Origin of the sequence: Pseudomonas sp. SCPG-7, assembly GCF_002156405.1 — a bacterium.
In the GTDB taxonomy this organism is placed as follows: domain Bacteria; phylum Pseudomonadota; class Gammaproteobacteria; order Pseudomonadales; family Pseudomonadaceae; genus Aquipseudomonas; species Aquipseudomonas parakoreensis.
Genome location: NZ_MVOO01000007.1, coordinates 13,186 through 36,420, shown reverse-complemented (window position 1 = coordinate 36,420; position 23,235 = coordinate 13,186). Strand labels below are relative to the sequence as shown.

The 23,235-nt window shown below is 58.4% G+C and carries 22 protein-coding genes; 7 read left to right on the top strand and 15 right to left on the bottom strand.

Going from position 1 to position 23,235, the window contains the following annotated elements; all coding sequences use genetic code 11:
• Position 1: 1 nt before the first annotated feature.
• From B1722_RS14710 to B1722_RS14665, 10 genes are read right to left on the bottom strand one after another with little or no spacing between them, the layout of a single operon-like run.
• Positions 2-1,138, bottom strand: coding sequence for a glycosyltransferase family 2 protein (locus tag B1722_RS14710; protein WP_086793139.1), 1,137 nt, complete (start codon positions 1,136-1,138; stop codon positions 2-4).
• Complete coding sequence (locus B1722_RS14705; RefSeq protein ID WP_086793138.1) at positions 1,131-2,099, bottom strand: glycosyltransferase; 969 nt, start codon at positions 2,097-2,099, stop codon at positions 1,131-1,133. The genes B1722_RS14710 and B1722_RS14705 overlap by 8 nt, the downstream gene beginning before the upstream one ends.
• Positions 2,096-3,463: an O-antigen ligase gene (locus B1722_RS14700; protein ID WP_086793136.1), complete on the bottom strand. Its 1,368-nt coding sequence runs from the start codon at positions 3,461-3,463 to the stop codon at positions 2,096-2,098. Before B1722_RS14700 ends, B1722_RS14705 begins: the two co-directional genes overlap by 4 nt.
• Positions 3,460-4,551, bottom strand: coding sequence for a glycosyltransferase family 4 protein (locus B1722_RS14695; protein ID WP_041066267.1), 1,092 nt, complete (start codon positions 4,549-4,551; stop codon positions 3,460-3,462). The genes B1722_RS14700 and B1722_RS14695 overlap by 4 nt, the downstream gene beginning before the upstream one ends.
• Positions 4,548-6,140, bottom strand: coding sequence for a Wzz/FepE/Etk N-terminal domain-containing protein (locus B1722_RS14690; protein WP_086793134.1), 1,593 nt, complete (start codon positions 6,138-6,140; stop codon positions 4,548-4,550). The genes B1722_RS14695 and B1722_RS14690 overlap by 4 nt, the downstream gene beginning before the upstream one ends.
• A 17-nt stretch (positions 6,141-6,157) precedes the next feature.
• On the bottom strand, positions 6,158-7,183 hold the full coding sequence (locus tag B1722_RS14685) for a polysaccharide biosynthesis/export family protein (protein ID WP_041066273.1): 1,026 nt from the start codon (positions 7,181-7,183) through the stop codon (positions 6,158-6,160).
• A 21-nt stretch (positions 7,184-7,204) separates the two neighbouring features.
• On the bottom strand, positions 7,205-7,852 hold the full coding sequence (locus B1722_RS14680) for a CpsD/CapB family tyrosine-protein kinase (protein ID WP_086793132.1): 648 nt from the start codon (positions 7,850-7,852) through the stop codon (positions 7,205-7,207).
• Positions 7,852-8,598 (bottom strand): sugar transferase, encoded by a 747-nt coding sequence (locus B1722_RS14675; RefSeq protein WP_041066278.1) that lies wholly within the window; start codon positions 8,596-8,598, stop codon positions 7,852-7,854. Before B1722_RS14675 ends, B1722_RS14680 begins: the two co-directional genes overlap by 1 nt.
• Positions 8,599-8,616: 18 nt before the next feature.
• Complete coding sequence (locus B1722_RS14670; RefSeq protein WP_041066280.1) at positions 8,617-9,654, bottom strand: NAD-dependent epimerase; 1,038 nt, start codon at positions 9,652-9,654, stop codon at positions 8,617-8,619.
• On the bottom strand, positions 9,651-11,003 hold the full coding sequence (locus B1722_RS14665) for a UDP-glucose/GDP-mannose dehydrogenase family protein (protein ID WP_041066283.1): 1,353 nt from the start codon (positions 11,001-11,003) through the stop codon (positions 9,651-9,653). The genes B1722_RS14670 and B1722_RS14665 overlap by 4 nt, the downstream gene beginning before the upstream one ends.
• Positions 11,004-11,393: 390 nt before the next feature.
• Here B1722_RS14665 and B1722_RS14660 point away from each other — a divergent pair, with 390 nt between their 5' ends.
• The 6 genes from B1722_RS14660 to B1722_RS14635 all read left to right on the top strand — a co-directional run bounded on the left by B1722_RS14660 (position 11,394) and on the right by B1722_RS14635 (position 18,568).
• Positions 11,394-13,091, top strand: a complete 1,698-nt coding sequence (locus B1722_RS14660) for a sulfatase-like hydrolase/transferase (RefSeq protein ID WP_086793130.1) — start codon at positions 11,394-11,396, stop codon at positions 13,089-13,091.
• A 194-nt stretch (positions 13,092-13,285) separates the two neighbouring features.
• Positions 13,286-13,939, top strand: coding sequence for an ABC transporter ATP-binding protein (locus tag B1722_RS14655; RefSeq protein WP_086793128.1), 654 nt, complete (start codon positions 13,286-13,288; stop codon positions 13,937-13,939).
• Positions 13,936-16,407: an ABC transporter permease gene (locus B1722_RS14650; protein WP_086793127.1), complete on the top strand. Its 2,472-nt coding sequence runs from the start codon at positions 13,936-13,938 to the stop codon at positions 16,405-16,407. The genes B1722_RS14655 and B1722_RS14650 overlap by 4 nt, the downstream gene beginning before the upstream one ends.
• Positions 16,397-17,467 carry a lipocalin-like domain-containing protein gene (locus B1722_RS14645; protein WP_086793126.1) on the top strand — a complete coding sequence of 357 codons (1,071 nt, stop codon included), beginning with the start codon at positions 16,397-16,399 and terminating at the stop codon, positions 17,465-17,467. The genes B1722_RS14650 and B1722_RS14645 overlap by 11 nt, the downstream gene beginning before the upstream one ends.
• Before the next feature lie 157 nt (positions 17,468-17,624).
• The gene (locus B1722_RS14640) at positions 17,625-17,867 is read left to right on the top strand and encodes a hypothetical protein (protein ID WP_086793124.1); all 243 of its coding nucleotides are present in this window, start codon (positions 17,625-17,627) and stop codon (positions 17,865-17,867) included.
• 116 nt (positions 17,868-17,983) lie between these two features.
• Entirely contained in the window at positions 17,984-18,568 is a 585-nt protein-coding gene (locus B1722_RS14635) for a hypothetical protein (protein WP_086793122.1), read from the top strand.
• Positions 18,569-18,897: 329 nt separating this feature from the next.
• On the opposite strand, the gene B1722_RS14630 is transcribed toward B1722_RS14635, so the two are convergent.
• Positions 18,898-19,704 (bottom strand): glycosyltransferase family 2 protein, encoded by an 807-nt coding sequence (locus tag B1722_RS14630; protein WP_086793120.1) that lies wholly within the window; start codon positions 19,702-19,704, stop codon positions 18,898-18,900.
• Between the two features lie 215 nt (positions 19,705-19,919).
• Between B1722_RS14630 and B1722_RS14625 the strand changes: the two genes are divergently transcribed.
• Entirely contained in the window at positions 19,920-20,732 is an 813-nt protein-coding gene (locus B1722_RS14625; RefSeq protein ID WP_086793118.1) for a VanW family protein, read from the top strand.
• A 37-nt stretch (positions 20,733-20,769) separates the two neighbouring features.
• Here B1722_RS14625 and B1722_RS14620 read toward each other — a convergent pair whose 3' ends face one another.
• The 4 genes from B1722_RS14620 to B1722_RS29050 form a co-directional block, all read right to left on the bottom strand.
• Complete coding sequence (locus tag B1722_RS14620) at positions 20,770-21,267, bottom strand: hypothetical protein (RefSeq protein ID WP_041066309.1); 498 nt, start codon at positions 21,265-21,267, stop codon at positions 20,770-20,772.
• Between the two features lie 68 nt (positions 21,268-21,335).
• Positions 21,336-21,653, bottom strand: coding sequence for an Imm50 family immunity protein (locus tag B1722_RS14615; RefSeq protein ID WP_254616342.1), 318 nt, complete (start codon positions 21,651-21,653; stop codon positions 21,336-21,338).
• A gap of 273 nt (positions 21,654-21,926) precedes the next feature.
• Positions 21,927-22,397: a hypothetical protein gene (locus B1722_RS14610; RefSeq protein WP_041066313.1), complete on the bottom strand. Its 471-nt coding sequence runs from the start codon at positions 22,395-22,397 to the stop codon at positions 21,927-21,929.
• Between the two features lie 333 nt (positions 22,398-22,730).
• Positions 22,731-23,231, bottom strand: coding sequence for a hypothetical protein (locus B1722_RS29050; RefSeq protein WP_140396017.1), 501 nt, complete (start codon positions 23,229-23,231; stop codon positions 22,731-22,733).
• Positions 23,232-23,235: the final 4 nt, after the last annotated feature.

The following is a 23,235-nucleotide window of genomic DNA, read 5'->3' as shown; positions in this document are numbered from 1 at the left end:
TTCAACGGTTTTGTTCAGGATTCCACTGGGCGTAACGCTGGCCGCGCAAGAACTGCCACAGGCCGATGCTCATGCCTGCCAGTGTGACCAGCAGAAATGCCGCAAGGCGAAACGGTTTGGGTAACCGGTGTTGCGAATCCAGCAGTCCGGCAATCGCCACGGCGTAACCGAACAGTTGGGCGATCAGGGCCAGTCGATAGAATCCGTGGTCCTCCCACAGCCAGAAATTGCTCAGCAGCAATGGCAGCAGGAGGATCGGTGCCAGGCGGCGGATCAGCTTGTGGCTGATCAGCGCAATCGAATACAAGCCATGTTTGAGCGGGTTGAGCAGTTCACGGCGCTGGGCGAGGCTTTGCAGGCCACCGACGGTGACGCGTTGACGGCGGCGGAACTGTTTGTCCGCTTCGTCGACACCGTGGTCGATCACCTGCGCCTCGGGCACATACACAATGCGCTTGAAGGCCACCGGCGCGCAGGTGCTGAGAAAGAAGTCGTCATTGACCTCCGCCGGTACGCTCTGGAACAGCTCGCGGCGCAGGGCGAGCAGGGCGCCATCGGCCGAGACCATGCAACCGGTGCGATTCTCCACCCGGCGCAGCCAGCCCTCGTAATGCCGGTACAGACTGTCGCCGATGCTCAGGCCGCCACCGGTCACCGGAATCACCATGTGCCCGGCGCAGGCACCGACGTTGGGGTCGCTGAGTGGCGCGAGCAGGTAGCCGAGGGTTTCCCGCGACCATTGGTTATCGGCATCGGTGAACACCAGGATATCGCCGGTCGCCAGTGCCGCCCCGGCATTCAGCGTTGCCGCTTTGCCCTGGCGCGGCAGGTCGAGGACAGTGATGCGCGAATCAACCACCTTGTGCGCGCGGGCCACGGTGTCGTCGGTCGAGCCGTCGCTGGCGAGAATGATCTGCAGCGTGGCCGGCTGATAGTCCTGCGCCAGCAGCGTGCGCAATTTGTGCTCGATGTGCCGCGCCTCGTTGTGCGCGGCGATCACGATGCTGATGTTCAGCGGCGGCGCCGGGCTGTGGCGCCAGGCCGGGAACAGCGGCGCCAGCACCGTCAGCAGCAGCGGGTAGCCAAGGTAGGCGTATACCGGCAGCAGCAGGCACAGCCAGAAAATGAATTCAGCCACGGGCAGGCCTCCTGGCATTCCAATGACACAGACTGAGAATGAACGCGGCGCCCGCCAGGTGCAGACGCACCCAGTGCAGGCCCCACAGTTGCAGGGTCAGGCCGATGTCGCGGTGTTTGATACTCTGCCGCACGCTCAGCACCAGCCCCGGCAGAAGGGTCAACGCGACCATGGTCGCGGCGTGATGCGGGAAGCCGTCGAGCAACGCTGAAATCGCCAGGAAGTCGAGGATCCACACCGCAATCGACAGCAACGGAAAACGCAGCAGGCGCAGGCTGAACCCGTGGGTGCGCAGCAGTTGCAGGTGGCTGCCCTGGCGCCACATTTCCTTGCCCATCCACTCGCGCCAGTTCATTTCGTAGCCCCAGTGCAGGGCGACGTGGTTGTTGATCGAGAGCAATACGGCGCCGTTGTCGCGCAGGCGCAGGGTGAATTCCTTGTCCTCGCCAGTGCGCAGGTGTTCGTCGAAACCGCCGACCTTGTCGAACCAGCGCCGGCGCATCAGCAGGTTGGAGCTGGGTAGCCAGTCCACCGGGTGCGAGTTCTGGCTGGACGGGCGCAGCGTGCGCCGTTGCCAGGCAGCGGCGTACCACGGCGCGGCAGCGGGAGTGTGCAGATCCAGACCGAACACATCGGCCTGACCATCGGCTTGCAGTTCGAACAAGGGCTTGAGCCAGTCTTCGGGCATCTCGACGTCGGCATCAATGAACGCGATCCACTCGCCGCTTGCCAGCAGCGCACCGCGATTGCGCAGCGCACCGATCAGCAGGCCCGGCAGCACCAGCACCTGTGCACCGAACTGGCGGGCGATGTGCGGGCCGTCGTCGCTCGAACCGTTGTCGACAACGATCAACTCGCACTCGACATCGGCTGCATGTGCGGCTTTTTGCGCGGCCAGCAGCGTGCGGCCAATGTGCCGGGCCTCGTTGAACATCGGGATGATGATGCTGATCCGGCTCATGTCCTGGCCTCGTTCAGTGGCGCCTGTTCGGCCTTGAGGCGCAGGACGCTGGTCAGCGCGAGCATGATCCACACGTATTTCTGATTCGGTGCACTGAGGAACATCAGGAACAGGGTCAGTGACAGGAAGCTCACGCCGAGGTGGGTCATCAGGTCCGCCTGTTGCCAGTCGCGCCGCAGCATCCACGCGGCGCGGGCGCGGATCAGGTTGTACAGACCGAGGCCGAGCATGCCGACAAACAGCAGGCCGGCGGGGATCCCCAGCTCACTGAAAATTTCCAGATAAGTGTTGTGGGCACGGCGGTACAGGTCACCGATCTTGCGGTTGGCGGAAAACGCCTTGGCGTAGCCGGTGGTCGCGTAGTGCAGCGGGAAGGTGCCGGGTCCGGAACCGAGCAACGGGTTCTCGCGGATCATCTGCCCGCCGACCACGATGTACGAGGCGCGGCGGCCGAGGGATTCATCCTGTGCCTTGGAGCCGGCGCTGAGAATACTCAGCGACTGAATGCGCGCGGCGTAGCCGGCGGGCATCGCGTAGATTGCCAGCGGGATCACGATGGCTGCACCGAGCATGGCGAAGCCCAGGTGCCGAGGGCGAATCCGCGTCAGTTGCGCGCGGTAGTGCCAGCAACCGATCAGCAGACTCAAGGCCACCACCACCAGCCCGGAGCGCGATTCGGTCTTGGTCATGCCACCGAGCAGCAGCAGGCAGCAAGCGCCCCAGAACAACCGGTGGAGCAGGTTAGGCCCCCGAATCACCAGCAGCAGGCCCAGCGGAATGGCGAAGGCGATCAGCAGGGCGAAGGCGTTGGGGTCCTCCAGCAGCCCGGCGGCGCGGCCTTGATCCTGGAATTTGCTCGAGAACATTGCCATGGCGCAGGTGGCACTGACGCTCAGGGTCACCAGTCGGGCGAACAGGTCAAGATTCAGTTCACGACCGATCAACAGGGTAATGACAAACAGGATCAGCCCGACACTCAGTTCACGCAGATGCCCCAGCGACATACCGAGGTCATCAGTGTTGAGCAAACTGAGGAAATACAGGACGAGGAACCACAGCAGAAACCGCCAGATATTGCTGCGCAGGCGCTCGCCGGGAATCTGATGCAGGGCCAGTTGCAGCATCAGGATCACCGCCAGCGAGGCGCCGATCAGTTTGCTTCCGGACAGCGCACTGTCCTTGAAGAAACCTTCAAACGGTACCAGCGCGGCAATGCCCAGCAGGCCCCAGGTTGGCTTGCGGTACAACACCGTGAACCCTACCAGACCAATGACCGCACCCGGTGCGAGAAATGGATATGGGCTGGCGAGCAGACCGATGCACACCAGACCGAGCAGCGTGACGATCGAGAGCGGGAAAATCATGCGCGTGCCTCCCGTGCCGTGCGGATGTACAGCTGCGACCAGCGTTCGGCCAGGGCCTTGAGGTCGTAGCGATCCTGTTGCGTACGCTTTGCGTTGTCACACAATTGCCGAGCCAGGTTCGGCTCGTTCAGCAGGTTATCGAGCTGGCGGGCGAGGTCGGCGCTGGCGGCGGGTGTCGCCAGCAAGCCGTTGTGCCGGTGCTCGAGTACATCGGGAATGCCGCCGACCGCAAACGCCACCACCGGCACGCCGCTCTGCATCGCTTCGAGCAGAATCATCGGCGTGCCTTCGGTGCGCGAGCTGATCACCAGCGCATCCAGTTGTTGCCACCACGGCTGCATGGCGGTCTGGTAACCGGGCAGGCGGATTCGTTGCTGCAAACCTGCGGCGTCGATCCGCGCCTGCAGCGCCTCACGTTCCGGGCCGTCACCGAGCATCACCGCGTCCAGTTGCGGATGCTGGTGACACAGCGGAATCAGGGCATCGAGAAACAGGTCCGGGCCTTTCTCGCTGCTCAAGCGTCCGACGTAACCGGCGAGCCAGCGCTGACTGTCAGTGGTGCTGATCAACGCTTCGGCGGCGGGCAATCCGTTGGGGATCACCTGAAGTTTGTCCGCCTGCACGCTGGCCTGACGATGCAGCACGGCGATGCTCTCGGCCACGCACACCACCCGATCCACCGAGGCGGTGCGGCATAACTGCAGACTCAGCCAGGTATAGAACTTCTGTTTGCGGCTGCGCGGGGTGAAGCCGTGTTGGGTGATGACCAGCGGCAAACGCAACAGCGTCGCGCCGACCCAGCCGAACAACAGCCCTTTGAAGTTGTGTGTATTGATCAGCGGCCGTTCACTGCGCCGGGCCCGCAGGTGGCGCAACAACTCGCCCAGCCCGGCACAACCACGACAGTCCACCCCGGCCTCGCGAAAGCGCGCGATCAATGCGGGCGGTGCATCGAGAAACAGCACCTGGTGCTGCCCCGGTGTCGCCAGGCAGTGATCGAGCAACATGCGCTCGGCCCCATAGAAGCCGCCGCTGCTGAGCAAGTGAATGATCGGCAGCGCGGCGTTCGGGGTGGACAGCGTGTTCAATTGCGCACCCAGTGCACGAAGCTTGGCACGGTCCAGTTCTTGTGCGGATTGCTCGGCAGCACGTTCTCGTCGTTGATCACCAGCAACACCGGCAGGCCCAGTTCGTGGGTGATTTGCGCCGGGTGTTTGAAACGGTGATCGAAGAACTCACGCACATAGACAAGGGCAATCGCCAGCAGCAGGCCGGTGAACAGCCCGAACGGAATGATCAGCAGCGGTTTGGGGAACGCCGGCTCGGTCGGCTCGAACGGCGGGCTGAGCACCTTGGCGTTCGACAGGTCGTCGTTGAGCGAACCGGCGGTGCTGCTTTCGGCAAAGCGTTGCGCGTAGGTCGAGAACGCCGTGTGCAGCGCGTCGATTTCCGTGTCCATCTGCCGCAGCTTGCTCTGGGTCTGTTGCAAGGTGTGGATGCGGTTCTTGAACTCGGCGATGCGTGCGGTTTTCTGATCGATCACCTGTTGCACCACGGCCAGGTCATTGGTGCGTTCCTGAATGCGGTTGCTCACCACTTTGAGGAACTGCTGGCGAGTGCGGGCGATCTGCTCACGGGTCAGCAGCATCGGCTCGCTGCCGGGCTGGAACACCGCGAGGTCATTCATGTAGCGGCTGACCTGAGTGGTCAGTTGCTCGCCCAACTGTTTGATTTCCCGATCCTCGAACGCCACGTTATCGACGGTGGTGGTGAAGGTGAAGGGGAAGGTGTAGTCGTTGAGCTTATTGCTGCTGGCGGCCGTCAGCGCGGTTTTCAGGTATTCGAGCCAGCGCTGGCTCTGCAACAGGCGATCCTGATACAGGTTCAGGGCCTGCTCTTCGGTATTGATCGCGTTCAGGCGGAAGGTGATTTCTTCCTTCGGATCGGACGATGCAACACTTTCCAGCAGCGCTTGCCGATTACCTTCCAGCCCATCGAGGCGCACCTGATACAGGTGCTTCTTGGTTTCGTAGAAGGATTGCGGCAGGTCGATCGATTGCAGCGCCTGACGGCTGACCAGATAGTTCTGCAGCAGGGTCGCAACGAACGTGGTGCCCTGATGCGGATCCGGGAAGCTGTAGATGATCGAGATCACGTTGGAGCCGGGCAGGGTCTCGATCTTCAGGTTGTTGATCGCATCTTGCGTCAAGCCATCGAGCACCGTGTCACGCACCGGATCGGTTTGCAGCCCGAGCATGTTGCGCAGCGGATTGATCACGTACTCACGCAGTGGCGAAGAGACGTAGCGCCGGATCGGATCGCTCACCAGTTTGGCGAACATACCGACCGGCGGGTTGTACTCGCCCTTGTCGCGCAACTCGCTGATGGTCTGGCGGATCAGCGCCGGGGACCGCAGGATGTTGCTTTCGGTTTCCATGTCCGCCAGCGACGGCGGAATGAAGGTGGCGTTATCGACCGTCAGTGACGTGGTGGCGTCACCCTGGGAGAGTTTTTTCGACTGCACGATCACTTGGGCGGTGATATCGAAGCTCTGTTTGAGCACCAGCGGCAGTACCAACGCGATGACTGCAAAGATCAGGAAGACCCGTTTCACCAGCTGCTTGTTGGCGAAGAAGATCCTGAAGAACTCATGCAGGTAGTTTTCCTTTGGATTCATGATCGGTCACCTGAGAGTCAGTTGTTGTTACTGCCTTTGTTGTCGACGCGGTAGCCGAAGCTGAAACCAACGCCCTGGAACAACACCACGTCGGCCAGTTGCCGGGCCAGATCGCCGGCACTCGCCAGTTTGGTTTTTGGCACGAACAGCATGTCGTCCGGTTGCAGGTAGGCGATCTGCGACGCATCGCCCGACAGGGCTTTTTCCACGTCGTAGTGCACGGCCTGCACCTGATTGCCGTTGCGGCGCATGATCACCACCGAGTCCAGACGCGCTTTGACATTGGTGCCGCGCGCCAGGGTCAGCGCTTCAAGCACCGACACTGGACGGCGGATCGGGTAGGAGCCCGGTTGGCCGACCTCGCCCAGCACGTAGATCTCGTTGCCGGCGGTGGACTTGAGCATCACATCGACGCTCATCCGCCCCGGCAATTGCGCGTACTTCTGGTTGAGGAAGGTTTCCAGTTGATTGATGGTCATGCCTTGCAGCGGCACCGCGCCGATTTCCGGAAAGCTCGCATAACCGTCGTTGCCCACGGTGATCTCGCGGCTCATGCCGGTGGCCGGGTGATTCAGCGCGCTTTTCAGGTTCTGCTCATTGGTCAGCGGACTGATGACCTGCACCGTCAACTGATTGCGGTTGGGCTGGAACAGCTGTTTACGCTGGTAGGCACGCTGGATTTCATCGCGCGCTTCATCGGCGGTCAGGCCGGCGATTTTCACCGAGGTGTTGGCGCCGGGCAGGTTGATGGTGCCGTCGGGCAGCACCAACTGGTTGCCATTGAGCTGGCTGGCGGCGGTGAAGTTCAGGCCGATCTGGTCACCCGACTGCACGCGGTAGGCGTCCGAGCCGCTGGTGCTGATGTGGAAGATCACATCCAGCACGTCTTGCGGACGCAAGGTCTGCTCGATCTTCGGCATGTCGGTGGCCTGGGCGTTGGCCGGGGTGGCGGTGAGAATGTTCACCGGCATGTTCTGGGTTTCGGAATTGCTGGAGCAGCCTGCAAGCGGCAGCATCAGCAGAACCAGTATCTTGGCGTTCATGGCGTCATCCCTCGCGTTTGCTTACAGGTTTTTGTAGAGCCACTTGGGCATGTAGTACTTGCGCCGGTTGAATACGCTGCCGACCACTTTTGCCCCGGCCTGGGTCAGGCGTTGCACGGCGGCCTGGGCGACTTCCCAGCGGGTGTCTTCGGCGCGCACCACAAACACCACGCCATCGACTTGAGTGGCGAGCACCAGCGTGTCGGCGGCGGAATACACCGCGTCGCCGTCGATCACCACGAAGCGATACTGCGTGCCCAAGCGGTCGAGCAGCGGGCTCAGGCGCTCGGCGGTCAGGTGTTCGAGGGTGCGGATCGGCCGGCCGTTGGGCAGCACGTGGAACGGCAGGCTGGAAACCTGCACCACGCAATCCTGCAACAGCGGCGGGTTGTCCGGGTTGAACAGCAAGTCGCGCAGGCCGCGTTCCTTGCTCAGGTTCAATTGCTGCGTGAGGCTGCCCGCCGACTGGCTGGCATCGACCAGCAGCACCTGGCCGCTGCTCATCTGCGCCAGTTGGCTGGCCAGCGCCAATGCGCTGGTGGTGGTACCGGCGCCCGGGTTGGCGGCGGTCAGGAACAGGATCCGCAGATCCAGATCCAGCACGGTCGAGATCAGGTTCGATTCGCTGGGGTTGGCAATGCTCAGGCTTTTGTTGGTTGAACCGTCCATTAGCTTGCTCCGTGGCCACTGAATACTTTGAAGGGGGTTTTCAACAAGATCTTCAGATCAAGCAAAAGGCTTTGCTCGGCGATGTAGCTGAGGTCCAACTCAACGCGCTGGTCGAAGTCGATGTTGCTGCGCCCGGAGATCTGCCACAGGCCGGTCATGCCGGGGTAGATGCTCAGGCGCGCGAGGTGATTGTCCTTGTAGCGGTAGGCGTTGAACGAGGTCGGCCGCGGGCCGACCAGGCGCATGTCACCGCTCACCACGTTGAACAGGTTGGGCAGTTCATCGAGGCTGGTGCGCCGCAGGAAACCGCCGATACCGGTGATGCGTGGGTCCTTGTCGATCTTGAAATCGATGGCGTCGACCCCGTGCTTGTTGAGGTGACGCAGCGATTCCTTCAGCTCTTCGGCGTTGCAGACCATGGTGCGGAACTTGTACATGCCGAAGGTGCGGCCGCGATAACCGGTCCGTTTCTGCACGAACATCACCGGTCCCGGGCTGGTGAATTTGATGGCCAGTGCCAGGCCCAGCAGCAGCGGCGAGAACACCACCAGCAGCACCAGCGCACCGAAGCAGGCCAATACCCGGTTGGTGCGTGACAACGTCCATGGCCGGCCACCGTCGCGGCCGGTCAACCAGCCACGGCCCTGCATGTGGATGGCGGAATCGAGGCGCATTCGGTGCTCGGGATCCATGCGCTTGTCGCGGCGCATCTGATTGATCGGTACACCTTGTTCATGTCCAGTCATGGGGTCCTCCGCTGATGTTCAGCCGCGAGCGGCGCGTGGGCGATAGGCAGTGGGGTAGTAGTCGCGAAACCAGGCGATGAAACGCCCCAGTCCTTCATCCAGCTCGATCCGGGGCTGGAACCCGGTGGCCTGGGCCAGATCATCGGTCTCGGCACAGGTGTTGAGCACATCGCCCGGTTGCAGGGGCAAGAGCTCGACAATGGCTTTCTGGCCGAGGTGTTTTTCCATCAGCGCCAGATAGGTTTTCAGCTCCACCGGGTGATGGCCGCCAATATTGAACAGGCACCACGGGGCCATGCTGCTGCCGGCGTCGGGGTGTTCGCGGTCCCACTCCGGGTGGTTGTGCGGCGGATGGTCGGTGAGGCGCGCGATGCTTTCGACGATGTCATCGATGTAGGTGAAATCGCGCTGGTGCTCGCCGTAATTGAACAGCTTCAGCGGCGTGCCTTCGGTGATCGCCCGGGCGAACTGGATGGGCGACATGTCGGGCCGCCCCCATGGCCCGTACACAGTGAAAAAGCGCAGGCCGGTGCAGGGAATGCCGAACAGATGGCTGTAACTGTGGGCCATCAGCTCATTGGCTTTTTTGGTCGCGGCGTACAGCGACAGCGGGTGATTGACGCCGTCGTGCACCGAATACGGGGTGTGCTGGTTGGCGCCGTAGACCGAACTCGATGAGGCGTAGATCAAGTGCTCCACCGGATGGTGCCGGCAGCCTTCGAGAATGTTCAGGAAGCCGCAGAGGTTGCTGTCCAGATAGGCTTTCGGATTTTCCAGCGAGTAGCGCACCCCGGCCTGCGCCGCGAGGTGGATCACCACTTGCGGTTGCTCGCGGACAAACAGCGCTTCGATCGCGGCGGCGTCGGCCAGATCAATGCGTGCCAGCGGGAAATGCCCGACCTGATCACGCACCCATTGCACGCGATCGTGTTTGAGCTGCGGGTCGTAGTAGCCGTTGAAATTATCCAGGCCGACCACCGCATGCCCGTCGCGCATCAGCCGCAACACGCAATGGGCACCAATGAAGCCGGCAGCGCCGGTGACCAGGATTTTCATGGGCGCAATCCTTCCGGTGCGATGTGGCGCAGGCCGATGCCGCTGTAGTGCAAACCGGCGGCGGCCACGTGTTCCGGGTTGTAGAGGTTGCGACCGTCGACAATCACTTTGGAGCGCAACTTGCTCGCCAGCAGCTCGAAATCCACTACGCGAAAATTCTTCCATTCGGTGCAGATCACCAGCGCATCGGCATCTTCCAGGGTGTCGTCGCGGGTGGCGCACAAGTGCAGATCGTCGCGATAGCCGTACAGGCGCCGGCACTCGGACATGGCCTCCGGATCGTAGGCCTGCACGCTCGCGCCTTCGGCCCACAGCGCGTCCATCAGGTAGCGGCTGGGGGCTTCGCGCATGTCATCGGTATTGGGTTTGAACGCCAGGCCCCAGATCGCGATCGACTTGCCGCCCAGGCCTTGCGGAAACTGCGCCTTGAGTTTGCTGAAAAGAATGTGCCGCTGGCTGTCGTTGACATCAGTGACGCTGCGCAGCAGTTTCAGCGGCATGCCGTTGTGTTCGGCGGTGTGCAGCAGGGCGCGCAGATCCTTGGGAAAACACGAACCGCCGAAGCCGCAGCCGGGGTAGATGAAGTGGTAACCAATGCGCGGGTCGGAACCGATGCCTTTGCGCACCGCTTCGATGTCGGCGCCCAGCAATTCAGTGAGATTGGCCAGCTCGTTCATGAAGCTGATACGCGTGGCGAGCATCGCGTTGGCCGCGTACTTGGTCAGCTCGGCGCTGCGGTTGTCCATGAACATCAGTTTTTCGTGGTTGCGGCAGAACGGCGCGTACAGCTCGCTCATCTGTTCGCGCGCCGCGTCATCACGGGTGCCGACGATGATCCGGTCCGGGCGCATGCAATCGGCGAGGGCGCTGCCTTCCTTGAGGAATTCGGGGTTGGACACCACCCGCACCTTGAGGCTGCTGCGGCCGCGGCGCTGCAATTCTTCGCTGGCCTTGGCGGCGACCTGATCCGCCGTGCCGACCGGCACCGTGGACTTGATGATCAGGGTGCGATCGGCCTCCATGTGCGAGGCGATCTGCCGGGCGACGTTGAGCACGTGCGTCAGGTCGGCGGAACCGTCCTCATCGGCCGGGGTGCCCACGGCGATGAAGATCAACTCGGCATGCTCCACCGCGTCGCTGGCCTGGGTGCTGAACAGCAGACGGCCGGCCTTGATATTTTCTTCCAGCGCGGCGGATAAACCCGGTTCGCTAATAGGCGGTACGGCCTGTTGCAGTTGTTTAATCTTGTTCGGGTCAATATCCACACATAAAACCCGATGTCCGACATCGGCAAGTGCGGCTGCTTGAATAAGGCCAACATAGCCCGTACCAAATACGCTCACGTCCATATTGGCGTGCCTCGTAAGACGGTGGAAGAAGATCAAAATGGAACTGTCAAAAGGGGTATAGCGCAGGTGTGGAAAAGCGTGTCAGCAAAATGACATGTTGCACGTGTATAACACCGGGCTTTTTTCAGGCTATTGGCCATCAAGTGCTTGCTATTGCTGGATTTGTCGCGTCCTTGACCCTTTTTTCACATCCTGAAGAAAGCGATAAACGGTCGAAAGCCTTTAAATTAACGACTTGTAGCCGCTGGAGTGTGTCAGGAATGAGTCAACAGTTTTTTGACGCTTGACAGAAAAGTCAGGCTTTTCTTGCGCTTTGATGGCCGGGTGCTAGTGTCAGATTTTGACCGACAAACTATTGACCCAATGCCGTTTCGTACGACCGGAATCGCCATGTTTCGATATTTAAAAGAACTGCTTTTAGTTATTTATCTGCTGCTTTATTCCGAATATTACATTGAGCGGTTAAATGCTATCGGGGTCGGTTTTGCTGTGCTTCTTTTTGGCGCGATGTTTTTGGCGCTCACTTTAGCGTTATATCTAACGGCTTATATTCGTCAGGCATTGATTCGACACTTATTCGCAATAACGCTATTTGCTTCGGCGGTATTCTTTGATGTCTATACCCGGGTCACCGCGGATTACCTGAGCTACAGCAGCTTTGTCTCGCTGGTTTACTCCGGCGGCTTCATTCAGGAAGCCGCTTACCAGTATCGCGACGCGATCATTCATGGTGCGCTCAGCGGCCTGCTGTTGCTGTTCGGCATCGGGCTCAAACCGCGGCATGCGCTGGTGGTGCCCAATGCATTGCGGGTGGCGGCGCCGGTGTGTGGTGTGCTGCTGTTGAGCGCGGTGTTGTTCCTGCGGGCGGGCGAGGGCGCGCGGGGCTTGCCGATCATGTACACGCCGCTGGCCTATCTGAACCTGTTCACCTATGAAGCGCTGCACAACACGGTCGGCCCGCGTGAGCCCGTGACGCTGGCGCGCAGCGCTGCGACGGTCAATCACGACATCGTGTTGATTATCGACGAAAGCATCTCCGGCAATTACCTGGACATCAATGCGCCGTTCGGGGTGCACAGCAACCTCAAGCAGGCACATCCGGGGGTCGAGATTTTCAACTACGGCTACGCCGCGTCCATTGCCAACTGCAGCGCCGATACCAACGTTACGTTGCGTTACGGCGGTACGCGTGCCGACTACATACGGATCAACAGCACGCTGCCGTCGATCTGGCAGTACGCGAAAAAGGCCGGGTTGCGCACGGTGTACATCGACGCCCAGCGCACCGCCGGCAATCTGCAGAACCTGATGACCGACACCGAGAAAAAGGACATCGACGAGTTCGTGCAGTTTGACCAGACCAGCGTGCGAGACCGCGACATGGCTGCCGCCGCGAAGCTGATCGAGTTGCTCAACGACGATCAGCCGGAGCTGGTGGTGATCAATAAAGTCGGCGCGCATTTCCCGGTGCACGACAAGTACCCCGACGCCTTCATGGCCTACCGTCCGACGTTGCCGCGCGGGCAGTTCACCGAAGTCGCCGACACCGGCAAACGTGACGGTTTCAACGGCCAGCCGGACGATTGGCTGTTATACCGCAACGCCTACAAGAACACGCTGTTATGGAACGTGGGCGAGTTCTTCGCCCGGGTATTTGCTCAGGCCAGGCTGAACAATGCGCTGCTGATCTACACCTCCGATCACGGCCAGGACCTGCATGAGCGCGGCAACCCCGGGCTCAATACTCACTGTGGTGGCGATCCGGTGGAGGAAGAAGGGCTGGTGCCGCTGGTGGTGATTCAGGGCGATCAACTGCACGGCCCGGATTGGGCGCAGTCATTGCCGGTGAACAAGGACCGTTCCAGTCACTACAACATTTTCCCGACGCTGTTGCAGCTGATGGGTTACGACCTGGCGGGCATCGAGGCGGTATATGGCAAACCGCTGACGCTGCCGACGGCGGACGATTTCACCTTCAACTACCGCTTCAATGCGCGGCTGGGGGCCAGGCCTGAGTGGAAGCACATTGATCTGAAAACCATTGTCACGCCGGGGGAGGCGGCCACTAGTGTGGCGACCGGGGATTGAGCGTTGTGATGGGTTCACTGGCCTCATCGCTGGCAAGCCAGCTCCCACAGTGTTCTAGGGTGTACTCAGTATTTTTGAACAACCCAAGCCCTGTGGGAGCTGGCTTGCCAGCGATGGGGCCAGTTCAAACACCACTGATCTGAAGAGGCCGCTATCCGCTATCCTTGCCCCACACTGATCCAACGGATGGCGGCATGCTTCAGGTTCAAGGCGTTTTCAAAAGTTACCTCACTCCCCAAGGCTCATTGCCCGTGCTGCAAGGCGTCGACCTGACGCTCGAACCCGGCGGCAGCCTGGCGCTGATGGGCGAATCCGGCAGTGGCAAAAGCACTTTGCTGCACCTGATCGCCGGCCTCGACAAGGTGGATCGCGGCAGCATCCACAACGGCGAGCATCGACTGGAGCAGATGAACGAAGCGCAACTGGCCGACTGGCGCCGCACGGAAATCGGTCTGGTGTTCCAGCAGTTCAACCTGATCGGCAGCCTGCGGGTCGAGGACAATCTGGCGTTTCAGGCGCGTCTGGCCGGGCGCCATGAGCCGCGCTGGCAAGCGCATCTGGTGCAGCGTCTGGGTTTGGGTGATTTGCTCAATCGTTATCCCGAACAACTGTCGGGCGGCCAGCAGCAGCGGGTTGCTTTGGCCCGGGCGTTGGCGTCGCGACCGAAACTGCTGCTGGCCGACGAACCCACCGGCAGCCTCGACGAAGCCACCAGCGATGAAGTGCTGCGTCTGTTGCTGGAGTTGCTCGACGACACGCCGACCACGCTGCTGATGGTCACGCACAGCCCGCGCGTGGCGGCGCGACTGGCGCAGCGGGTGGTGTTGTCCAAGGGCCGCCTGACGTGAACGTGTTCTGGCAAACCCTGCGTGCGCTGCTCAGCCATTGGCGGCGGCATCCGGTACAGTTCTTCAGTGTGCTGACGGGTTTGTGGCTGGCCACCAGTCTGTTGACCGGCGTCGAAGCACTGAACAGCCAGGCCCGCGACAGTTACGCCCGGGCGAGCCAGATGATTGGCGGCGAACCACAGGCCAGCCTTGCTACGCCCAATGGAGCGACGTTTACCCAGCAATGGTTCGTTGACCTGCGCCGCCAGGGCTGGCCGGTTTCGCCGCTGCTGCAGGGGCGGCTGGTACTCAAGGATCACCCGGATCAGCGCCTGCAACTGATGGGCATCGAACCGGTGTCGCTGCCGGTGGATTCCGCCGTGGCCGGGCAGGCGATGCCGATCGAGCGCATCGTCGCGTTCTTCTCGCCGCCGGGCAGCACGTGGATTTCCCCGGAAACCCTGCACGCGTTGGGCCTGACCGAAGGCGCAACACCGCAGGCCGTCAACGGACAAAGCCTGCCACCGCTGCACGCGCAACAAGACATGGCGCCGGGCGTGTTGCTGGTGGATATCGGTGTCGCGCAAACCGTGCTTGAGCAACCCCGGCAACTGTCGCGCTTGTTACTGCCCAAGGATTTTCACGCCGAGTTGCCGGCCGCGTTCAATGGCCGGTTGCAGCTCAAAAGCAGCGCCGAGGAAAACAATCTGGCGCGCCTGACCGAGAGCTTCCACCTGAATCTTGATGCATTGGGATTTCTCTCGTTCGTGGTCGGGCTGTTCATCGTGCACGCGGCTATCGGTTTGGCACTGGAGCAGCGTCGTGGCCTGCTGCGCACGTTGCGTGCCTGCGGGGTCAGTGCGCGGATGCTGATCGGCAGCCTGATCGTCGAACTCGGTGTGCTGGCGCTGATTGGCGGGGTGTTCGGCGTCGTCAGCGGTTACTGGCTGGCGAGCGTGTTGCTGCCGGATGTCGCCGCTAGTCTGCGTGGTTTGTACGGCGCGGAAGTGGCGGGGCAGTTGCGTCTGAGTCCGTGGTGGTGGTTCAGCGGTATTGGTTTGAGTCTGTTCGGCGCGTTGCTGGCCGGCGCCAACAGTCTGTTGCGTGCGGCACGTTTGCCGCTGTTGGCGGTGGCGGATCCACAGGCCTGGCATCAGCAGCATGCACGCTGGTTGCGCCGTCAGGGTTGGCTGGCGGCGATGTTGGCGCTGATTGCACTGCTGGCGTTGGTCTGGGGCGACAGCCTGAGCAGCGGTTTCATGTTGATGGCCGGGTTGCTGCTGGGTGCTGCGCTGGCATTGCCGGTGGTGCTCAGCGCGGTGCTCAATCGATTGCTTGGGCGCAGTCGTTCGGTGCTGGGTCAGTGGTTTCTTGCTGATTGCCGCCAACAGTTACCGGCACTGAGTCTGGCGCTGATGGCGCTGCTGCTGGCGCTGGCGGCAAACATCGGCGCGGGCAGCATGACCGCCGGTTTTCGCCAGACCTTCAATGACTGGCTCGAACAACGCCTGAGTGCCGAGCTGTACCTCAACCCGGTGAATCCGGCGCAATCGCGCGAGATGTACGTCTGGCTCAAACAACAGCCGAACGTCAGCGCGGTGCTGCCCAACTGGCAAGTAGCCGTGACCCTGCAGGGCTGGCCGGCGGATGTGTTCGGGGTGATCGACCATCCTTACTATCGCCAACACTGGCCGTTGCTCGAGGCGATTGCCGGCGATCCGTGGGCGCACCTGGCGACGGACGATGCGGTGATGCTCAGCGAACAACTGGCGCGACGGCTGAAGGTTCGCGCGGGGGATCATCTGAGCGTGCCGACGCCGGGCGGACCGTGGTCACCGCGCATCGTCGGCATCTACGCCGATTACGGCAATCCCAAGGGCCATTTGTTGGTCAACAGCAACCACCTGCTGCGCCTGTGGCCGACGCTGACGCCGAACCGTTTCAACCTGCGCATCGCGTCGCCTGACATCCCGTCGTTTTTGACTGCGCTGCAAACGCGCTTTCAGCTCGATGACAGCCGCATCGTGGATCAGGCGCGGCTCAAAGGTTGGTCGGTGCAGGTTTTCGAACGCACTTTCGCCGCCACCGCCGCGCTCAACAGCCTCACTTTGGCGGTGGCCGGTGTGGCGCTGTTCATCAGTTTGCTGACCCAAAGCCAGAGCCGCCTCGGGCAACTGGCGCCGCTGTGGGCCTTGGGCGTGACGCGCCGGCAGTTGATGCTGCTCAACCTCGGCCAGACCTGGTTGCTCGCGCTGCTGACGCTGGTGCTGGCGTTGCCGCTGGGGATCGCCCTGGCGTGGTGTCTGGACTCGGTGATCAATGTGCAGGCATTCGGCTGGCGCTTACCGTTGCGGATCTTCCCGCTGCAACTGCTGCAATTGATGGGATTGGCGTTACTGGCGACCTTGCTGGCCTCGGCGTGGCCGCTGTATTCGTTGTACCGCACGCAACCGGCGGATCTGCTGAGGACGTTTGCTCATGAGGATTAAGCGGGTTGCGTTGCTTTTCACGCTGCTGCTTTTGGGCGGCTGCGATCAGCCTGTGCCTGAGCAAAAGGGCTTTGCCGGGCTCGGCGATCAGGCGGCTCAATTCACTCCCGTGGTGCCGGGGCGGGCGTTCAGCTTCCCGGCGGATCACGGCGCCCACGATGGATTTCGTATCGAGTGGTGGTACGTCACCGCCAATCTCAAGGATCAGCAGGGCCACGATTTCGGTGTGCAATGGACACTGTTTCGCAGCGCCTTGAAACCTGCGCCAGAGCAACCGGGCTGGGCCAACCAGACAATCTGGCTCGGGCATGCCGCGGTGACGTCGGCCACCGCGCACCACGCTGCCGAGCGCTATGCCCGGGGCGGAGTGGGGCAGGCCGGGGTTAACGTGGCGCCGTTCGAGGCGTGGATCGATGATTGGCGCTTCGCCAGTCAGGCGCAGGATCCGCTGACGGATGTGCAACTCAGTGCCCGCGACCAAGCCTTCAGCTATCAACTGCACCTCACCTCCAGCCGCCCGTTGGTGTTGCAGGGCGACAACGGTTTCAGCCGCAAATCCGAACAAGGCCAGGCCTCGTACTACTACAGTCAGCCGTTCTTTCAGGCCAGCGGCACCCTGCAAATCGACGGCCAGACCTACACCGTCAGCGGCCCGGCATGGCTGGATCGTGAGTGGAGCAGTCAGCCGCTGGCGGCCAATCAGACCGGGTGGGACTGGTTTTCCCTGCACCTGGACAGCGGTGAATCGCTGATGCTGTTTCGCACCCGACAAACCGATGGCGCGCCGTATCTGACCGGCACCTGGATCAGCGCCGACGGCCGTACCGAAACCCTGCACGGCGAGCAGATCAGACTCACACCCAAGGACAGCGCAAAAATTGCGGGGCACACGATGCCGGTGCGCTGGTCGATCCGCATTCCCGACAAACACCTCGACATCAGCCTCGACGCGCTCAACCCCAAGGCCTGGATGAACCTGCGCATTCCTTATTGGGAGGGCCCGGTGCAGATCAGCGGCAGCCGTGGCGGACGCGGCTATCTGGAAATGACCGGGTACTGACTGCTGCCCCGCAACCAATGTAGGAGCTGCCGAAGGCTGCGATCTTTTGATTTTGATCTTTAAAAAGATCGCAGCCTGCGGCAGCTCCTACAGGGATTGGGTTGAACTCTGTTTTATTGCGCAGCCTCTACAAACTATTACCCGTGGAGGATTAGCCATGAGCGACGACCTGCAACCCCCAGACCTCAACACCTGGCAGCGCCTGTTCGACGATCAGACCTACTGGCAGCAGTCCCCCGATGCTCACTATTTCGACCTGCAACGCATCGCCGACGACCTGCTCGGTCAAGGCGCGATCGATCTGGAGCAGTGGCAGATCCTGCGCGCCAAGGCCGACGACCTGCACAAGGATTCGCCCGCCGCGAATGTCGCCAATGAACTGGATGACCCCGAAGCCTGAGGCCCCGGCATAAACAACAGCCAAGCCCTGAACAGCGTCTATGCTCAGTGGCACATTCGGTGCCAAACACGCGTTGGCGCCGGTTGCTGCCATTCACTACAGGGAAAGTACCGCTTATGAAGCTCCACGCTCTGGCCAAGGCCATCACCCTCGCAACCGTCCTGTCCGCCACCAGCTTCGTTGCCATGGCGGCGGACATTCCGCTGTCCGCCACCATCGAGGCCGATCAGGTCACCACCAAAGTGCTGGCCGTCGATGCGGCCAACCATCAGGTCGTGTTCGAAGGCGCAGAAGGCCGTCAGGTTCACGTCCAGCTCAGCGACAAGGCGAAAAACCTCGCCAACCTCAAGGTCGGCGACCTGGTAAAACTCGAAGTACAACGCTCGGTGGCGGCTTACCTCGATACCGATGTGGATAAAGGTCTGCCTGGCACCGTCGAACGCAGCGGTGAGCTGCGCAAGGCGCCGGGCAGCGAAAACCCGGGCGGTGAGGCCTATCGCCAGATTCAGGTGCAACTGAAAATCACCAAAATTGATTTGAAGAATAATCAGGTGACCCTGCAAAACCCGCAGGGTCAGTCGAAAACACTCGACGTGAAAAAGCCTGAAATCCAAGCCAAGCTGAAAGATCTGAAAGTCGGGCAGAGCGTAGTTGTCACTTATACCGATGTATTAAAAGTGACCAGTCAGCATGAAAGTTGAGTATTGACTCTACAAGATGGTTGTTCTTGTACAGATTATTGTATGAGAACAATCATCTGAAATGAGTTGAGCTATGCAGTGAAAGTTTCACGAAAGGATTTCGTCGATAAATATCTATTAACTTTTTCGTACATAAAATTTACCTTTGTATATGACGACATATCCGCCAACTTCTATTAAAATCCTTCCCGTTCGCCCAGTGTCAGGGCTCTTTACCGGTGCATGGATTGCCAGGCCATTACACTGGGCGAACACCTCTTCGGAGCGGATGTATACAATTTCGGATTAAAAAAAGGGCGACTTTGCAGTCGCCCTTTTTGTGTTCGTGATCAAACCGATGCTTGCTTTTGAAAACGTTTGAGAGTGGCCTCATACATTCTGGTGCGACGGTGGTTTTTGCCGTAGGTGCCGGCGGCAGCGACGGTGCCTGCCTGGATGTGATCCAAATAGCGGAAAATCTTGCGCGGTGACAGCAGCTTGATGCCGTAGCCCAAAGCGACCATTCGATCCTGCAGGGTATAACCGGGAACTCGGTCATCCATGCAAAAGTGCAGTCCCTGAGACTTCATCAACCTGGCGTTCCACAACGTGCAAAAACTTTTGAGGTGAGTTTCCCGATAAGGTTTCGGCTCTTTACTGCGCAAACCCAATGCCGTTTTCGCCCGGCGAATATAGTGTTTGCAAAACCGCGAAGTTAGTCGCCAGGTGTCTCTGACAATCCCGCGATTGATTTGCTCGACACACCCGACTGCAGCGATGTCTGCAGACTTTGCGCACTCACGCAGCATCATCGCGAAGACTTCCTTGTCGTAGACAAAAGTGTCGGTGTGCAGCAAAAACAGATAGTCGGTTTTAACTTTTCCCAGCGCCAGATCCAGCGCCTTGCCATGCGCAATATGTCCCGCTTCTTTGCCGGGAGAGGAGCGTTCGATCAGATTGATCCAGTCCAGCGAGCGCAAATAATCCAGACTGGCGTCGGCAGAGTCATTGTCCACCACCCAAACCGGGATGCGCTGCGCCTGGACATGCTCGCGCAACAGCTCCAGGCACATCCGGGTGATGTCCGGGGTTTTGTAATTTACCAATACAAGACTGAAATTCGGCTGCGTAACGGCTGGTAAATCAAACTGGTTCATTCAGGAAGCTCATCCGCGGTTGATCGGCGACAGGTGTCTCTCGGGCCGGGATGCTAGCGACGCAAGCTTAGTTGAAGCTTAATTTGCTGTTCAGGAAGTGAGGCGAGGTGTTTCGAGACAGGACATCTCGCGCACGACGCAAGCCGGCCCACAGGCTAAACTGCGCGCCCCTCAGATGCTTCAAGGAAGAAACGGCACCTGCCGTCGCCCCACGGATGAAACCACTTTCCCTCTACCACCCGGCCCTGTACTGGCTGCGCGTGTGGCAAAAAAGACTGTTCCGCCAGATCGCCTGGCACTGCTCCAGCAATCGCTACGCACGCCTGGTTGCCGGCGCTGACCGTCTGCCATTCCGCTACCTGAAACACACCTCAAAACTCATCCGCAAACTCGGCGACTCCGACCTCGCCCTGCAACACAACAAAGTCATCAACCTGAAACTCGCCGTCGCCGCCATCGACGGCCTCATCATCGCCCCCGGCGAATACTTCTCCTTCTGCCGCCTCGTCGGCCGCCCAACCCGCAAACGCGGCTACGTCGAAGGCATGGAACTGTCCTTCGGCGAAGCACGCAGCGGTATCGGCGGCGGAATCTGCCAACTGAGCAACCTGATCCACTGGATGGCGATTCACTCACCGCTGGTCGTTGTTGAACGCTCCAACCACAGTTTCGATTCATTCCCGGATGAGGGGCGAGTGCTGCCATTCGGTTCCGGTGCGGCAATTTTCTACAACTACGTTGACCTGGTACTGCACAACCCGACGGATCGGAGTTTTCAGTTGAAGTTGAATGTGGGGGACACGCAGCTGGAGGGCGAGTTGTTGTGCGATCAGGTGCGGGAGTATCGGTATCACGTGTTTCAGGAAGGGCATCGGTTTGTGCGGGAGGGGGAGCGGGTGTATCGGGAGAATGAGATCTGGCGGGAGGTGAGGGAGAAGGGGCAGGTGGGGGAGTTGGTGGAGCGGGTGAGGTTGTATCGGAATCGGGTGGTGGTTAAGTATGAGGTGATGGACGAGTTGATCGGGTAGGGCGCGCCAATAGCAACATGATATTGGCGCCCACTGGTCAGTTTCTGAAATAAAGCTCGTCCAGTTGGCGTTTGCGTATGGACAGATACTCTTCCCATACCTTGGGGAAGTCTTCATCTTTGGTCAGCGGGAAGGTCAGATAGATGTACCTTCCAACCACACTGATATATTGCCTCGCACGCTTGAAGGCGGGTTGTTCGTAAGCTGCCACGCTTTCGTCATAGGCGTCATGGTAGTGATGGATGCTCACTCGGTGCGGGGCGATCATGCACCGCGAGAAATCGATCACCCAGCAGCTGTCAACGGCTGTGCTCAAATAACCGTAGACACCGTCGCTGGATAGACGAATGCACGAATTAGCCTGGGTGCCGTCGTCATCGTTGACCAAAATGATCTTGTCCGCGAAGTAATTGATATTTCTGCCGTCAGGCCCTTGCAGGACCAAGCTCCAGCCTTCGGCTCCCATGCGGAATTCACCGTTGTTTTCGAAGGTGGCGATCCAGTTGTTGGCGAGTGTGATTTGATGTTTATTCATGGGTGCTCATGTAAACCGAAGGGTCGCAAAGTAATGGGTATTTTATTTTGAACTCCAATAGAGAGTTTTCATTTTCTGCACGGATTAAAAAAATACTCGTCAATTTTCTCTATTTTGATAGTGAGGCTCTCTTGAGTAGGTATGTTTTTTAAGAATAATTCCTTGACTCCGTTGCAGCTCAAGCCAATGCGGCAAGTGTTGAATCCCATCTTTATCCATTTTTCAGGTGCGGAGTCGGGGATTTCTGGGATATCGAATTCGAAGGTTATGTTAGGTCTGTTGTTGTCGATTGTTATTTGGAATAACTTTATCGTGCTAATTTTAATAGGTTTGGTGAACACTCTATTGAATAAGGTGTTGCCATCAAATTCATTCCAGGTTTTCATTTTTTTCCTTGAAGGGGGAGTGTTCTTTGGTGCCGGGGACCTTTCCGGTCCTAGTGTCATCGAAGGCAAAAGAGGCAAAAGGGAACAGATTTATTTTGATTGCTTTTTTGGGCTGCCTACACAAAAAATCTGTGCACTTTATTCGTTTTTATATAGTGTCGGGTGGTCGCTGATATTAATATGATATTTTTATGGGGTTAGCAGAGTTTTTAGACTTTGAATTCTTTAAATGTCTATCATCAGCTGTGCCGAAGTCGTGATCTGCATGCTTTTTCAAAGCTGTTCAAGATTAAGAGTGCATCCCTTGAGCTTTAATCGTTTGATTTCCTCATCAAAAGTGTACTTTGGCAGATCTTTGTTTTTTAAATCGTACTGTTGCCTAAGCAAACGAAATAGTTTTCCTATATCTTTCTTGCTTCTCTCGTCAAGACTTTCGATTAAGTCGTAACTATTGCTCGATAAAAAGGCTATTTTATTTTTAAGTGTGTAGTAAGCGCTTATATTTGAGAATAATCCTTCGGCATCTGAATAATCTTCCTTCAAATATTTTGCGTAATCTTCAAATATCGATGTGAGTAAATTTTGTGCGGCTTTCTGATTTTTTAAAACACTGCACATTTCCTGCCAGTTGCTGATAAAAAGATGGTCTCCCCAGTCGGAGTCTCGAGCAAAATATTGTCCATTTCCTTTAAAGAAATCAGATATTTCGTGAAGGTCTAAAGCAGTTTCAAAAGTGGTCTTCATTGAAGATTTTTCCAGTCATCGAAATTTTGCAATGAAAAAGGGGGCGGATTTATTTTCTGAAAAGAAAGCCAAAGGGAGGGCGTTCAATCCATTTTGATAAAAAGTGGCAAGCTGAAGCAGTATAGGTATGCTCAGTTTTTTGGTGAGTGATTTCACCAGAAATAGAAATCCATTATTTTTTATAAATTGAAAGCGTTTACGTGTTTATGTCATTCAGTTATGTTGAGTTGCCATTTTTATCGGATGACGAATGGTTTTTTTTCGATATTCTTTAAGTTGAGTATTAAATATGGATTTGTAGTTTTTATCAGTTTATATATTTATGGGAAAAATTCAGAAGTAAAAAAACAATCCAGTATTATGTTTTATTGCTGATTCATTAAGCTTTAAGATTTTGTTTATTGTTTCAGTGTTGGTGGTTTTTAATGCTTCTTGGAATATGTTGAGGGATGTTTGTAAGTCTGAGATTCCTTGTATTTTTTCGTCTTCGTACTCATCTATAAGTATTCCTAATGTTGAGTTAATTTTTTCAATTGCTCCGGTCTTTACAAGGGTTGAGAATTCATCTTCGGAAAGAAAAATTTCTTCCAGATCTCCCGGTAAACATGCATCAAAGTCTAATCGATTCATTGCTTCCACGGTTACTGGCACTGAAATTGTTTTCACTTCTATGGTTCCTTTAAAATGCGTAACTTCGTTGTATTCGCTTTGCGATCTGCCTGTTTGCTTTCCGTTCGGAAGCGTTTTGTTGCTAGGTACAATTAAGTCAAGGTTCAGATATTTACGTTTTCCGGGAAGTGAGGGGGCGTAAACTCTAAAATAGTTTCCATTCATGTCT